The following is a 15340-nucleotide window of genomic DNA, read 5'->3' as shown; positions in this document are numbered from 1 at the left end:
CGTCGGGTGTTGGCGAAGCGGTTGGCCAACGGTGACGTCGCGGTCGCTCTGTTCAACCAGGGCAGCGCCACCACCACGATCAGCACCACCGCGGCGGCGGTGGGCAAGAGCGGCAGTTCGTTCACCCTCCGCGACGCCTGGACCGACGCCACCTCCAGCAGCACCGGCGCGATCTCGGCGAGCGTGCCCGGCCACGGCACTGTCGTCTACCGGGTCAGCGGGGGCGGCACCACCACCCCGCCGCCCACCCCGACCACGTTCCGGCTGCGCAGCGAGTCGGCCGGGCGATGCCTCGACGTCGACAACGCCGGCACCGCGAACGGCACCGGGACGCTGATCTGGGACTGCCACAGCAACCCGAACCAGCAGTTCACCGCCAGCGGGCAGGCGCTCCAGGTGCTGGGCAAGTGCCTCGACGTGCCGACCAACGCGACCACCGGCACCCGGGTGCAGATCTGGGACTGCAACGGCGGCACCAACCAGCAGTGGACGTTCAACAGCAACGGCACGGTGAGCAACGTGCGCTTCCCGTCCCTGTGCCTGGACGTCGACGGCGGCGGCACCGCCAACGGCACCCGGGTGATCCTCTGGACCTCCCCCGCAAACCCCCCCCGGGGGGGGCGCGGGGGGTCCCGGGGGGGCCGGCCGCCCGGGGACCCCGCGGCGCGCCCGCCCGGCCTCAGCGGCTGCCCGCGGCGCGGCGCTTGTTCCAGATGTCGAACGCCACGGCGGCGAGGAGCACCAGGCCCTTCACCACCGACTGGATGGACTGGTCGACGCCCATGAGCTGCATGCCGTTGCTCATCACCGCCATGATCAGGCCACCCACCATCGCCCCGACGACGGTGCCGACCCCACCGGTGACCGCCGCGCCGCCGATGAAGGCCGCCGCGATCGCGTCCAGCTCGAACATGTTGCCGGCCGCCGGCTGGGCCCCGTTGGAGCGGGAGGAGTAGATCACCCCGGCCACGGCGGAGAGGAAGCCCATGTTGACGAAGACCCAGAAGTTGACCGTCTTCACCCGCACGCCGGACAGCGTCGCCGCCGGCAGGTTGCCGCCGATCGCGTAGACCTGACGGCCGAAGACGGTGCGGCGGGTGAGCAGGCCGTAGATCAGCACCAGCACGGCCAGGATGATCAGCACGATCGGCAGGCCACGCGCGTGGGCGAGCTGCCAGGCGAACCACATGACGACGGCGCCGACCACCACCACCCGGACGACGAACAGCGGGAACGACTCCACCGGCTGCTCGTGACGGACCCGGGCCAGCCGGGTCCGGAAGACGCTCGCGGCGTACCCGACCACCGCGAAGACGCCGATCAACAGCGTGAAGGCGTCGAAGCCCTGCCCGCCGAGGAGCCCGTTGAGGAAGCCGGCCGCGACCCGCTGGTACTCGTCCGGGAACGGCGACAGCGAGATGTTGTCAAGCACCCGCAGGGTCAGGCCGCGGAACAGCAGCATGCCGGCCAGGGTGACGATGAAGGCCGGGATCCCGGCGTACGCGACCCAGAGGCCGTGCCAGGCGCCCACCGCGATGCCCACGGCGAGCGCCGCGAGGATGCCGACCCACCAGGGCATGCCCTCACGGATGACGAGCACGGCGGAGACCGCCCCGGTGAGCGCCACCACCGACCCGACGGACAGGTCGATGTGCCCGCCGATGATCACGATGACCATGCCGATCGCGAGCACCAGGATGTAGGAGTACTGAAGGACGATGTTGGTGAGGTTGCCGGGGCTGAGCGAGACGCCGTCGGTCAGGATCGCGAACAGCGCGACGATCACCACGAGTGCGATGTAGATGCCGCTCTGGCGCAGGTTGCCGAGGATCAGCGTCCGCGGGTCACTGGTCCCGGTGTGCAGGGTGGCGCCCGCCCCGGCGTCGGGCGCGGTGGCCTTCGGCGAGGCGGAGGGCTTCGTGCTGGTCATCCGACGAGATCCCTGTCCTTGGTCATGAGTTCCATCAGGTTCTCCTGGGTGGCGTCGCCCACCGGCAACTCGCCGGTGATCCGACCGGCCGCCAGGGTGTAGATGCGGTCGCACATGCCGAGCAGCTCGGGCAACTCGGAGGAGATGATGACGACTGCCTTCCCGGCCGCCACCAGGCGGTTGACGATCGTGTAGATCTCGAACTTCGCCCCGACGTCGATGCCCCGGGTCGGCTCGTCGAGGATCAGCACGTCCGGGTCGGTGAACAGCCACTTCGCCAGCACGACCTTCTGCTGGTTGCCGCCGGAGAGCTTGCCCACCACCGACATGACGGTCGGCGCCTTGATGTTCATGTCGCGCCGGCCCCGCTCGGCGACCTTGATCTCCTCGTTGCCGTCGATCCAGCCGTTGCGCGCGAGCTTGCCCAGCGCCGCGGCCGAGATGTTGCCCCGCACGTCGTCGATCAGGTTGAGGCCGTAGTGCTTGCGGTCCTCGGTCGCGTACGCGATGCCGTTGGCGATCGCCTCGGCCACCGTCCTGGTCCGCACCTCGCGGCCGTTGACGAAGATCCGGCCGGAGATGTCCCGGCCGTACGCGCGGCCGAACACGCTCATCGCCAGCTCGGTGCGGCCGGCGCCCATCAGTCCGGCGATGCCGACCACCTCGCCGGCGCGGACGGAGAGCGAGGCCCGGTCGACGACCAGCCGGTCCTGGGTCGGATGGCGCACGGTCCAGTCCTCGATCCGCAGCACCTCGGCGCCGGGCGTCGACGTCCGGGTCGGGTAGAACGCCGCGAGGTCACGGCCGACCATGCCGCGGATGATCCGCTCCTGGGTCGCGGTGCCGTCACTCATGTCGAGGGTCTCGACGGTCCGGCCGTCCCGGATCACCGTGGTCGAGTCCGCGATCGCGGTGATCTCACCGAGCTTGTGGGAGATCATGATGCAGGTGATGCCCTGGTCCCGCAGCCGGCGCAGCAGGTTCAGCAGGTGCGCCGAGTCGACGTCGTTGAGCGCCGCGGTCGGCTCGTCCAGGATGAGCAGCCGGACCTTCTTGGACAGCGCCTTGGCGATCTCCACCAACTGCTGCTTGCCGACTCCGAGCTGAATGACCGGGGTCAGCGGGTTCTCGTCCAGCCCGACCGACCGCAGCAGCGCCGCGGCCTCGCCATTGGTGCGGTGCCAGTCGATCAGACCACTGCGACCGCGGCGCTCGTTGCCGAGGAAGATGTTCTCCGCGATCGACAGGTACGGCACCAGCGCCAGTTCCTGGTGGATGATGACGACGCCACGGGACTCGCTGTCCCGGATGCCCCGGAACTCGACCGGCTCGCCGTCGAGGACGATCTCGCCGTCGTAGCTGCCGGTCGGGTACACCCCGGACAGCACCTTCATCAGGGTGGACTTGCCGGCGCCGTTCTCGCCGCAGATCGCGTGGATCTCGCCGCGCCGGACGGCGAGCGAGACGTCCTGGAGCGCGGCCACTCCGGGAAAGGTCTTCGTGATGTTCCGCATTTCGAGGATGTGATCGCTCATGGAAACCGTCCTGCTCGTGGCCGTCGCGTCGGTACGCCGGCGGACCCGGTGACGCGGTACGCCACCGGGTCCGCCGCGCGGATCAGCCGGCCCGGCCGGCGGCGACTTCCTGCTCGGTCAGGTAGCCGGAGTCGATCAGCACCGACTTGATGTCGTCCTTGTAGACGGTCTGCACCGGCAGCAGGAACGCGGGCACGACCTTGACGCCGTTGTCGTACGCCTTGGTGTCGTTCGCCTTGGGCTCCTCCTTCTTGAGGAACGACTCGGCGGCGGCCACGGCCTGCTCGGCAAGCAGGCGGGTGTCCTTGAAGACGGTCGAGCTCTGGATGCCGTCGTTGATGAGCTTGACCGAGGCGACCTCGGCGTCCTGGCCGGTGATCACCGGCATCTTCTTGGCCCCGCCGCGGTAGCCGGCGTTCTGCAGGGCGGTGATGATGCCCCGGGAGATGCCGTCGAACGGCGACAGCACGCCGTCGATCTTGGTGCCGTCGTTGTAGCTGGAGGTGAGCACGTCCTCCATCCGCTTCTGCGCGGTCTCCTGCTGCCAGCGCAGGATGGCGATCTGCTCGATCTTCGTCTGACCCGACTTCACCTTCAGCGTGCCGGCCTCGAAGTACGGCTTGAGCGTGTCCATCGCGCCGTTGAAGAAGAAGTGGGCGTTGTTGTCGTCGAGCGAGCCGGCGAACAACTCCACGTTGAACGGGCCGGTCGCGCTGCCCTTCGAGCCGTCCTTGTTCTGCAGCCCGAGGCCGACCAGGAGCGCGTTGGCCTGCGCCACGCCGACCTTGTAGTTGTCGAAGCTGACGTAGAAGTCGACGTTCGGGCTGTTGCGGATGAGCCGGTCGTAGGAGATGACCGGGATCTTCGCCGCCGCGGCGGCCTGGAGCTGACCGCTGAGCGCGGTGCCGTCGATCGGGGCGATCACCAGCACGTCCGCGCCCTGCGTGATCATCTGGTCGATCTGCTGCGACTGGGTGGGGATCTCGTCCCCGGCGTACTGCAGGTCGACCTTGTAGCCCTTGGCCTGCAGCTTCTCTTTCACCGAGTTGCCGTCGGCGATCCACCGCTCCGAGGTCTGGGTCGGCATCGACACGCCGATCGTCAGGTCGCTGGGCTTGGCCGAGCTCTTGTCCTCGTCGCCACCCGCGCCCTCACCGCTGCATGCGGCCAGGCTGACGGCGATCGCGATGCCGCCGAGCGCGGCCAGAAATCGTCTGCGCACGAGTTGTCCTCTCCCCTACGTACTCCACGAACCGCACAGGTATTCCTCCCGGGGAGTGTTAACGCTCACAAGTTGCACCGTCAACCGATCGGGCGAAACGCGCATGTCTCGTTCTCGTAACAAGAGCACCGTACGGAGGAGGGGAGGCCGTCGGGGCGGTGGATTCAGGAAGCCGTGCAGGTCGGGGTCATGCCCGACGCGCTGCCGTTGCCCTGGAACCCGAACTCGGTGCTCTGGCCGGCGCCGAGCTGGCCGTTGTAGTCCACGTTCGCGAACCGCACCGTGCCGGTGCTACCGCTCGCGGTCGCGCTCCACGTGTTCGTGACACTCGCCCCACCGGGAAGCGTCAGACTCACCGTCCAACCCCGGGTGCCACCGGAACCCGCAGTCACCTTGATCGTGGCCACGAAACCACCGGTCCACGAGTTCAACGACACCGAAGCCGAACAACCACCCGTACTCGGCGGCGGGGACGTCGTGCTCGGCGGCGGCGTGGTCGGGCTCGGCGGCGGGGTCGTCGGGCTCGGGGGCGGCGTGGTCGGGCTCGGCGGCGGGGTCGTCGGGCTCGGCGGCGGCGTGGTCGCGCCGGTGCCGTCGAAGCCGAGGAACCGCACCGCCTGGGCGGCGTCGAACGGGATCGAGTGGCCGTAGCCCTGGAAGCTGATCGCCTCCACCGGCGGCATGCCGCCGGTGCCGCCGTAGCGGGTCCGGGTGGCGCTGGCCTGCGGGTAGTCGGTCATGCTCGGCGACTGGGAGACGCCCAGCACGTTCGTCCACTGCTTGATCTGCTCACCGAAGTTGACGTAGCTCAGCGTGGTGTCCGTGGTGCCGTGCCAGATCTGCATCCGCGGACGCCGGCCGGTGTAGCCGGGGTACGCGTTGCGGACCAGGTCACCCCACTGCTGCGGGGTCTTGGTGATCCGCCCGCCGGAGCACTCGCTGTTCCACTCCGAGCCGTTGGTGGTGGCGAAGCAGCCGTACGGCACTCCCGACGAGCTGACCCCGGCGTGGAACACGTCCGGATAGACGCCCGCCATCACGTTTGTCATCATCGCGCCGGACGAAGCGCCGGCGACGCCGATGCGGGCCGGGTCGACCGGGTAACGGCTCGACACGTAGTCGATCATCGACTTCAGGCCGACCGGATCGCTGCCGCCGCCACGCCGCAGCGCCTGCGGCGACGACACGTCCCAGCACTTGCTGCTGCGGGTCACCGACGGGTAGATCACGATGAACCCGTAGCGGTCGGCCAACGGGCTGTAGCCGGAACCGGTGTGCATCGCCGGACCGCTGCCGGTGCAGTAGTGCAGGACCAGCAGCAGGGCCGGCCGGGACGGGAGCCGGTCCGGCACGTACAGGTGCATCTGCAGGTTGGTCGGGTTGGTCCCGAAATTGGTCACCTGGGTGAGCGCGGCGGCGGACGCCGGGCCGGCGGCGGTGACGACGGCGACCGCCGTCGTCAGGGCCGTCGCCAGCACGGCCGCGAGCAGCGCGATCTTCGCTCTCATCGGCGGTTCCTCCATGGTGGGGGTACGGACGGAGGTCGCCGGTCCGGCCCACTGTGACGCGGGCCGGACCGGCGCGGGAATCAGCTGGCGGAGCAGGTGGGCGTCAGGCCCGACGCGCTGCCGTTGCCCTGGAACCCGAACTCGGTGCTCTGGCCGGCGCCGAGCTGGCCGTTGTAGTCCACGTTCGCGAACCGCACCGTGCCGGTGCTACCGCTCGCGGTCGCGCTCCACGTGTTCGTGACACTCGCCCCACCGGGAAGCGTCAGACTCACCGTCCAACCCCGGGTGCCACCGGAACCCGCAGTCACCTTGATCGTGGCCACGAAACCACCGGTCCACGAGTTCAACGACACCGAAGCCGAACAACCACCCGTACTCGGCGGCGGGGACGTCGTGCTCGGCGGCGGCGTGGTCTGGTTCGGCGGCGGTGAGGTCGTGTTCGGCGGCGGCGTGCTGGTGCCACCGGCGTTCAGCGCGTTCAGCACCGACGTGTACGCGGCCTTCTTGTTGCCGCTGCAGTCGAAGAGCAGCGCGTTGTCCGAGCCGCGCCACGAGTCGCAGTCCCGCACGCCCCACACGGTGATGCCGGTGCACCGCGACACCGCCATGCAGGAGCGGGTGACCGTGCCGAAGATGTTGGCCTGGTTGCCGCCGGTCATCACGTCCAGCTCGGTGATCTGCACGTCCACGCCGAGGTCGGCGAAGCGCTGGAGGTTGGCCTGGTAGTCACCCGGGATCGTGGTGCCCAGGTGCGACTGGAAACCGACGCAGTCGATCGGCACGCCACGGGACTTGAAGTCCCGCACCATGTTGTAGACGCCAGTCGACTTCGCGTTGACGCCGTCGGTGTTGTAGTCGTTGTAGCAGAGCTTCGCGCCCGGGTCGGCGGCCCGCGCGGCCCGGAAGGCCGCCTCGATCCAGTCGTTGCCGGTGCGCTGGAGGTTGGAGTCGCGACGCCCACCGCCGCCGCCGTCGGCGAACGCCTCGTTCACCACGTCCCAGGCGTAGATCTGGCCCTTGAAGTGGGTGGCCACCTGGGTGACGTGGTTGATCGCCGCGTTGCGCAACGCGGTGCCGGACATGCCCTGCGCCCAGCTCGGCTGCTGCTGGTGCCAGAGCAGGGCGTGGCCACGGACGCTCATCCCGTTCGCCCGGGCGTGGCTGACCAGCCGGTCGCCGCCGGTGTAGCTGAACCGCCCCTGCTGGGACTCGGTGGCGTCCCACTTCATCTCGTTCTCCGCCACCACGGAGTTGAACTCACGGTTGAGCACCGTCACGTACGTGTTGTCGGACAGCTTGTTGGTGGCGACCGCCGCGCCGAAGTAGCGGCCCTTCTCGGCCGCCGACGCGCGTAGCGTCGTGCCGGCGCTGGCGGTGGGCGCCAGCGCCACCGCCATGCCGGCGGCGAGCGCGCCCGCCAACAGGCCGGTGGACAGCAAGGCTCTCGTGGGTCTCATGCAGAATTCCTCTTCCGGGTTACAGCGGTGGTGATACGACCAGCGCGGCTCGCCCGGAGAGCCTGTGCTGCGGATGCCCTGCCATCGACTGTGAGCGATAACATGCCCCACGTCAAGTCCGAGCCGCCCTAGAGGTACACCTCCTCGTGCTCCTTGCGGTAGTCCATGATCTCCGCCGACCGGCCGGCCGCCGCCCGCGTCACCCAGTCCGGATTGCCGAGCAGGGCGCGACCCAACGCGGCCAGGTCGAACTCGCCGTCCGCAAGCCGGCGGGTCAGCCCGGACACCGACTCCGGACCGCCTGGGCGCAGAAAGTCGCGGGTCAGGCCGACCGAGCCCACGGTGATCGACGGCAGCCCGGTGAGGCGCTTCGCCCAGCCGGCCAGGTTGAGCGGCGACCCGTCGAACGCCGGCTGCCAGAAGCGGCGCTGCGACGCGTGCAGGACGTCCGCGCCGGCCTCGGCGAACGCGGTCAGGATCTCGGCCAGCTCGGCCGGGGTGTCCGCGATGCGGGCGTCGAACGCGCGCTCCTTGAACTGCGAGAACCGCACGATCACCGGGCGGCCCGCCGGCAGGTTCGCGCGGACCGCCCGGACCACGGCCGCCGGGAACGCCGCCCGGCGTGCCGGGGAGCCGCCGAACGCGTCGCCGCGGCGGTTGGTGTACGGCCAGAGGAACTCGTCAAGCAGATAGCCGTGCGCGGCGTGGATCTCCACCGCGTCGAACCCGACCCGGCCCGCCACCCGCGCCGCAGCCGCGTACGACGCGAGCAGCTCGTCGGTCTCGTCGAGCGTCATCGCGTGCGCGGCCGGCCGCCCCGGTTCCGCCACCCCGGACGGCGTCCACGCCGGACGGCCGTCGACCGGCTCGCGGAGGCTGCCCAGGTGCCAGAGCTGCGCGGCGATCCGGCCGCCCACGCCGTGGACCGCCTCGACCACCTGCCGCCAGCCCGCCTCGGCCGGCCCCGGCGTGAGCCGGGGCACGGTGTCCTCGTGACCGGCGCTGCGGTGGTCCACCAGGACGCCCTCGGTGACGACCAGGCCGATGCCCTGCTCGGCGCGCCGCCGGTAGTAGTCGGCGACCGCCCGCGTCGGCACGCCGCCGGGCGCCCGGTTGCGGGTCATCGGCGCCATGACGAAACGGGTGCGCAACGGCATCCCGGCGACGGTGACGGGTTCGACAAGCGGTGCCACAGGCGATCCGGCGGCCAGGGTGACTGTCATGCCCCGACGGTAGGAGTTGACACCGGTGTCAGGGGCAAGCCCGTTCAGGCCGCGGACGTGGGGGCGTCGTCGGGGACGGTCATGTCGGTGACGACCTCGTCGAGCACCGCGACCGCGTGGGCGAGCTGCGCCATCTCGGCCGTCATCCGGGCCCGCTCCTCGCGCAGCCGGTCGGTGAGCCAGCGGGTACGGATCTCCGGGTCGGTCACGCAGGGCAGCAGCTCGGACATCCGCCGGCTGCTCAGCCCGGCGGAGAAGAGACGCTGGATGAGCCGTACCCGCTCGACCGCCGACTCGGCGAACACCCGCTGCCCGCTTGCCGTGCGCACGGCCGCGAGCAGGCCCTGCTGCTCGTAGTAGCGGATCGACCGGGCGCTCACCCCGGTCCGTGCCGACAGCTCCCCGATCCGCATCGCCCCTCCCCGCCCGGATCCGGCGTCCGTCACCAAGCATGCCAGGCCGGGGAGCCGGGCGGGCGGACGATAGGCTGCGGGCCGTCGTCGGAGTGTCCGAAGGGGAACGCGTGGCAGGCGTGGCGGTTCGCGGTGCGGTTGCGGTCCGCGGTGGTCCGGAGTGAGCGGCGGGCTGCGTCCCGGCGACCCCGTCCGGCTCGGTGGGTACGAGCTGCTCGGCCGGCTCGGCGAGGGCGGCATGGGCAGCGTCTTCCTGGCCCGCTCCCCGCAGGGACGGCGGGTGGCGGTCAAGGTGGTCCGCTCGGAGCTGTCGCACCATGACGAGTTCCGGGGGCGGTTCCGCAGCGAGGTGAACCGGGCCCGCCAGGTCCCGCCGTTCTGCACCGCCGAGGTCCTGGACGCCGACCCGGACCACGACCCGCCCTACCTGGTGGTGGAGTACGTCGAGGGCCCCAGCCTGGTCCAGGTGATCCGGGAACAGGGACCGATGACCGCGGCGGGCGTGCACGCCACCGCGGTCGGGGTGGCCACCGCGCTCATCGCCATCCACGGCGCCGGGGTGATCCACCGGGACCTGAAGCCGGCGAACGTCCTGGTCGCCCCCGGCGGGATCAAGGTCATCGACTTCGGCATCGCGCGGGCGTTCGAGGCGACGAGCCAGCACACCCGAACCAACCAGATGGTCGGCACCGTCGCCTACATGGCGCCGGAGCGGTTCGACACCACCTCCGGGCACCGGGTGGGCCCGGCGGCGGACGTCTTCGCCTGGGGCGCCGTGGTCGCCTTCGCCGCGACCGGCCGAAACCCGTTCGAGGGTGACTCCACGACCGCCACCGCGATGAAGATCCTCACCCAGCCTCCGGACCTGACCGGCCTCGACGGGTCGCTGCGCGAGCTGGTGTCCCGGGCGCTTGCCAAGGATCCCGCCGACCGGCCCTCGGCCCGGGAACTGCTCGACGGACTGTTGACCACGGCTCACCCGGGCCGGGACGCCGGCCGGCTCCCAAGCGCGCGGGCGGCGACGCCCGGGGCCCCCGCGTCCGGTGGCGGGGACGGATCCGACCCGCTCCCGCCCGTCCCGGACGCCCGTGCCGGCTGGCGGCGACGACCCCGGATCGTCGGGCTGGTCGCCGGCGCGGTGGTGACGGCGGCCCTGGTGTCCGCCGTGCTGTTCGGCCCGGACCTGGTGCGCGACCGTTCCGGTTCGGAGCCCGGGGTGACCGAACCGCCGGCCGCCGGCGGGACGACCACCGGCGGGCCCGCGACCGGCGGATCGGCGTCCCCGTCGCCGGCGTCGCGTACGCCGAACGGGTCGCCCTCCGCCGCGGCCGACCGGACCCGCGCCATGCTTGCCGGAAAGCGGCGGGTCCTGCTGCACGTGGTGGAGGCCGACCGCGATCTCTCGCTGCCGTTCGACGGCGATCTGACGGTCGGCGACGGTACCGGCAAGGACGCCCTCTTCGTGCTCGAACCGGTGGGCGTCGACTTCATGATCAAATCGGTGAACCCGGACATCGCGCACCGCCCGTGCCTCGGCGTCAAGCTCGACGCCGAGAGTTACGCCTCGCTTGTGGGGACCGACTGCGAACCCACCGCGGCCACCATGTTCGGGATCTCCCCCGAGGGCAAGGACGACAAGGGGCGCACGTCGTACGCCATCGTCAGCGACAAGTACGGCCTGGTGCAGTGGGACGAGAGCAAAAGGAAGATCTACGTCCAGGAGCTCGGTGACGCCCCGATCGACACCACCTTCAGCCTGGTCGACCGCGGCACGGCCTGACCGACTCACCAGTCCATTGACATCCATCTAATGTTAACGCAAACATGGGGGCCTCTGAGCGCTCGCTCCACCACCCACGGACCGGGAGGTCCCCCGTGCCACCCACGAGCCATTCCCGCCGGCGGTGGGCGTTCGTCGCCTGCGCCGCCGCGCTCACCGTCACCGCCGCCGGACTCACCGGCACCCAGTTCGCGTCCGCGGCAGCCGCCGGCTGCTCGGTCACCTACACCGTCTCGTCGTCGTGGTCCGGCGGCTTCGGCGCCAACGTCACCGTCACCAACCTCGGCGACCCCGTCACCAACTGGCGGCTGACCTGGAACTTCACCGCCGGGCAAACCGTCACCCAGTACTGGAACACCGCCCTCACCCAGACCGGCGCCGCCGTCACCGCCGCCAACGTCTCCTACAACGGCGCCATCCCCACCGGCGGCAGCACCAGCTTCGGCTTCAACGGCGCCTGGACCGGCAGCAACCCGGCGCCCACCAGCTTCGCCCTCAACGGCACCACCTGCACCGGCGGCGTCAGCACCCCACCGACGACAACGCCACCGACAAGCACCCCGCCCACGACGCCACCACCCACCACCCCGCCGCCGACCACAAACGGCCCCTGCGACATCTACGCCTCCGGCGGTACCCCCTGCGTCGCCGCCCACAGCACCACCCGCGCGCTGTTCCGCGCCTACAACGGCCGCCTCTACCAGGTCCGCCGCTCCTCCGACAACACCACCCGCGACATCGCCACGGTCAACGCCGGCGGCCCCGCCAACGCCGCCGCGCAGGACTCCTTCTGCGCCAACACCACATGCGTCATCACCTGGATCTACGACCAGACCACCCGGGGCAACAACCTCGGCTACCAGGGCTCGGGCGGCATCGGCGGCGCGGTCCAGCCGGCCGTGGCGAACCGCGAGTCGGTCACGGTCGGCGGCGCCAAGGCGTACTCGCTGTTCATTCCCGGGAACAGCAGCTACTGGCGGGACGGCCGCGCCACAGGCATCCCGACCGGCAGCGCGCCCGAGGGCATGTACATGGTCACCAGCGGCACCCACGTCAACAGCGGCTGCTGCTTCGACTACGGCAACAGCGAGACCACCCGCCGGGCCGACGGCGCCGGGGCGATGGACGCGATCAACTTCAGCACCAGTTGCTGGTTCGGCGGCTGCTCCGGCAGCGGCCCCTGGGTGCAGGCCGACCTGGAATGGGGCCTCTACCCCGGCGGCAGCCAGTCCTGGAACCCCAACCAGCGCGCCTTCACCAGCAAGTTCGTCACCGCCACGCTGAAGAACAACGGCACCAGCCGATTCGCCATCAAGGGCAGCAACGCCCAGTCCGGCAACCTCTACACGCTCTACGACGGGTCGCTGCCACCCGGCTACAGCCCGATGAAGAAGCAGGGCGCGATCATCCTGGGCAGCGGCGGCGACTGCTGCATCGACAACCGGAACCAGAGCGTCGGCACGTTCTACGAGGGGGCCATGGTGGCCGGTTATCCCTCCGACGCGACCGAGAACGCCGTCCAGGCCAACGTGGTGGCCGCCGGCTACCGCTGAACCGCCCGGCGGCGGGAGGTGACGCGGCTCGCCGGCCGCGTCACCTCCCCCGGTCAGGGCAGGAGTTCGACGTACCCGCCGGACCCGTGCACCCGGATCCGCTGGCCGTCCCGGATCAGCCGGGTGGCCCCCGGCACGTTCACGACGGCCGGCAGGCCGTACTCCCGGGCGATCACCGCGCCGTGGGTCATCTGGCCGCCCACCTCCGTGACCAGGCCGGCCACCGCGACGAACAGCGGCGTCCAACTGGGGTCGGTGTGCGCCGTGACGAGGATGTCGCCCGGTTCGACGTCGGCCCGGGCCAGGTCCAGGACGACCCGCGCCCGTCCCTCGACCGTCCCGTTCGAGACCGGCAGGCCGACCAGGGCGCCGCTCGGCACGTCGGCACGCCGGTACGCCCCGGCGACGGCCTCGCCGTCCGACGTGAGCACCCGGGGCGGCGTCAGCGCCTGGTAGGACCGGAACTCGTCCGCGCGCTCGCGGATCAGCCGTCGGTCCACCCACTGCGTGCGCACGGCGTCGCGGAACTCCTCGAAGGTCAGGAAGAAGACGTCCTCGCGGTCGGCAAGCACGCCGGCCCGCACCAGCCGGTCCGCCTCCGCCATCAACGCCTGCTTGTAGACGAGGTAGCGGCTCACGACGCCGTACTTCGGATATTCCCGGTAGCCGATGAAGGTCCGGACCCGGTCGATCATCCGCCGGGTCTGGTCGGCCTTCTCCTCCCCGTCCGGCAGCGCCCGCAGTCGCGTCAGCACCTCCCCGGCCTTCCGCTCCGCCTCCCGCCGGCCCTGCTCGAAGCGCCGCCCGGCGGCGCCGGGCGCGAAGTTCCGGACGTGGTCGAGGATCAGCGGTACGAGGATGGCCGGCCGCTCGCTCCACCGTGGCCTGGTGATGTCGATCTCGCCGACGCAGCGCATGCCGTACCGGTCGAGGTAGGCCACGACGGCGTCGCGCGCCTCGACCCCGCCGGGAAGCTTCGGCAGCTCGTCCAGGAAGTCGTCGCTGCGGGTGTCGCGCAGGAACGCCACCACCTCCGGGTACGGGCGGATGACGTCGGCGACGTCGAGGAGCGCCAACCCCATCTCCGAGGTGACGTTGCCCGGGGCGGACAGCGTGAGCGTGTCGGCGGCGTTCGGCTCGCCAAGCCACTCCCCCAGCTTGTCGTTGAGCCACCAGGTGGCTTCCATGCCCGCCATGATCGCCTGGATGCTCAGCGGGTCGGTGAGCACCCGCTTGTGCTCCTCGAACGCCTCGGTCAGGAAGTCGAACAGGCCCGGCCCGGACCGGGTCCGGATGTCGCGCCGCAGCGCGGCGATGCTGTCCTGGTTGCCCTCGACCAGCGCCGCGACGATTGCCGGATCCGTCTCGATCGACGCCGGCGGCAGACCGGCCGGCGGACCGGCGGGGCCCGCGTCCGGCAGCGTCGGCACGAAGTCACCGCGCTCCAGGATCGTCTCCAGCGCGTCCCGGGTCAGCGGATCGGACCGCGTCATCAGGCCCAGGAAGGCGGCACGGCCGGCCGGCGTGGCCAGGTGCCGGGTGGCGTCGACGAACAACCGGCCGCCGGCGGAGTGCATCGACGCCATGGCGGTCAGCCGCCACATCGACAGCCCCAGCGGCTTCATCGCGTCGGTCATCATCTGCTGGTGCCCGACCGACAGGTAGACGTGGTTCTTCCCGTCGTCGACCGCCGGGACGGGGAACAGCGTGGTGATCGGCCGGCTCTGGAGGATCTGGAAGTCGCCGTCGACCAGGCCCCATTCGATGTCCTGCGGGCGGCCGAACCGGGCCTCGATCAACCGGCCGAGCCGGACCAGCCGCAGGACCTGCGCGTCGGTCAGCGCGGGCTGCTCCTGCCGGGCCGGGTCGATCGTCTCGATCCGCGTGCCGCCACCTGGTACAGCGCGCACGGCCCGCCGCTTCACGGCGATCGTTCGGCGCACGATCGCGTCGTCGCGCACCGCGAACACGTCCGGGTTCACCAGCCCGGAGACCAGGGCCTCGCCGAGGCCGACGCCGGCGTCCACCGAGGCGATCTTCCGGTTGCCGGTGACCGGGTCGGCGGTGAACAGGATCCCGGCCGCCTCCGGCAGGACCATCCGCTGCACCACCACGGCCATCCGCACGGCGCGGTGGTCGATGCCGTTGCGGAGGCGGTAGGTGACCGCCCGCTCGGTGAACAGCGACGCCCAGCACCTGCCGACGTGGGCGAGGACCGCGGCCGGGCCCACCACGTTGAGGTAGGTGTCCTGCTGGCCGGCGAACGAGGCCGTCGGCAGGTCCTCCGCCGTTGCGCTGGAGCGGACCGCGTAGGCGGCGTGCTCGCCCAAGCCGGTCAGGGCGCGGGTGATCGCCGCCGCGACGTCGTCGGGAACGGCGACCTCCTCGACGGCGCGGCGGATCTCCGCACTGATCGTGCGGATCGCCTCCCGGTCGTCCGGCCGCGCCCGGGAGAGCCGGTCGAGCTGGTCGTCGAGCGTCGGGACGTCGGCCATGGCCCGCCGGAAGGCATCTGTGGTCACGCAGTAGCCGGCGGGCACGCTCACCCCGTCGATGCGGGACAGCGCCCCGAGGTGCGCGCCCTTGCCGCCGACGACGCCGACCTGCGTCTCGTCGATCCCGTCGAATCCGACCACGTACTGTCCGGTCATTCCGTGCCCCCGTTTTCCCAGGTGAATCGCGTCCGGCCGACGATTCTGCGGCACCACCCCGGTCTTGC

The 15340-nt window shown here is 71.1% G+C and carries 10 protein-coding genes and 1 pseudogene; 3 read left to right on the top strand and 8 right to left on the bottom strand.

The genetic code is table 11. The annotated features are described in order from the left end of the window. Positions 1-603, top strand: a pseudogene (locus SM450_RS26105) (RICIN domain-containing protein); the annotation flags it as partial. A 76-nt stretch (positions 604-679) separates the two neighbouring features. Here SM450_RS26105 and mmsB read toward each other — a convergent pair. From mmsB to SM450_RS26070, 7 genes are all read right to left on the bottom strand, one after another. Beyond that, a complete protein-coding gene (gene mmsB / locus SM450_RS26100) occupies positions 680-1930 on the bottom strand; it encodes a multiple monosaccharide ABC transporter permease (protein ID WP_474622421.1) in 1251 nt (416 codons plus the stop codon). Next, positions 1927-3465, bottom strand: coding sequence for a multiple monosaccharide ABC transporter ATP-binding protein (gene mmsA / locus SM450_RS26095; RefSeq protein ID WP_474622420.1), 1539 nt, complete (start codon positions 3463-3465; stop codon positions 1927-1929). Before mmsA ends, mmsB begins: the two co-directional genes overlap by 4 nt. Positions 3466-3547: 82 nt before the next feature. Continuing rightward, on the bottom strand, positions 3548-4687 hold the full coding sequence (gene chvE / locus SM450_RS26090; protein ID WP_474622419.1) for a multiple monosaccharide ABC transporter substrate-binding protein: 1140 nt from the start codon (positions 4685-4687) through the stop codon (positions 3548-3550). A 164-nt stretch (positions 4688-4851) separates the two neighbouring features. Beyond that, a complete protein-coding gene (locus tag SM450_RS26085) occupies positions 4852-6195 on the bottom strand; it encodes an extracellular catalytic domain type 1 short-chain-length polyhydroxyalkanoate depolymerase (RefSeq protein ID WP_474622418.1) in 1344 nt (447 codons plus the stop codon). Positions 6196-6275: 80 nt separating this feature from the next. Further along, on the bottom strand, positions 6276-7652 hold the full coding sequence (locus SM450_RS26080) for an endo-1,4-beta-xylanase (RefSeq protein ID WP_474622417.1): 1377 nt from the start codon (positions 7650-7652) through the stop codon (positions 6276-6278). A 128-nt stretch (positions 7653-7780) separates the two neighbouring features. Continuing rightward, positions 7781-8875 carry an oxidoreductase gene (locus tag SM450_RS26075; protein ID WP_474622416.1) on the bottom strand — a complete coding sequence of 365 codons (1095 nt, stop codon included), beginning with the start codon at positions 8873-8875 and terminating at the stop codon, positions 7781-7783. Between the two features lie 44 nt (positions 8876-8919). After that, a complete protein-coding gene (locus SM450_RS26070) occupies positions 8920-9288 on the bottom strand; it encodes a MerR family transcriptional regulator (RefSeq protein ID WP_474622415.1) in 369 nt (122 codons plus the stop codon). 160 nt (positions 9289-9448) lie between these two features. Between SM450_RS26070 and SM450_RS26065 the strand changes: the two genes are divergently transcribed. After that, a complete protein-coding gene (locus SM450_RS26065; protein WP_474622414.1) occupies positions 9449-11068 on the top strand; it encodes a serine/threonine-protein kinase in 1620 nt (539 codons plus the stop codon). Positions 11069-11112: 44 nt separating this feature from the next. After that, on the top strand, positions 11113-12621 hold the full coding sequence (locus SM450_RS26060; RefSeq protein WP_474622413.1) for an arabinofuranosidase catalytic domain-containing protein: 1509 nt from the start codon (positions 11113-11115) through the stop codon (positions 12619-12621). A 53-nt stretch (positions 12622-12674) separates the two neighbouring features. On the opposite strand, the gene rph is transcribed toward SM450_RS26060, so the two are convergent. After that, entirely contained in the window at positions 12675-15272 is a 2598-nt protein-coding gene (gene rph / locus SM450_RS26055; protein ID WP_474622412.1) for a rifamycin-inactivating phosphotransferase, read from the bottom strand. Positions 15273-15340 lie beyond the last annotated feature (68 nt).

It is taken from the genome of Micromonospora marincola, assembly GCF_056150385.1.
Note: the sequence above shows the minus strand (reverse complement) of the source record. Positions and strands in the feature narration are given on the sequence as shown.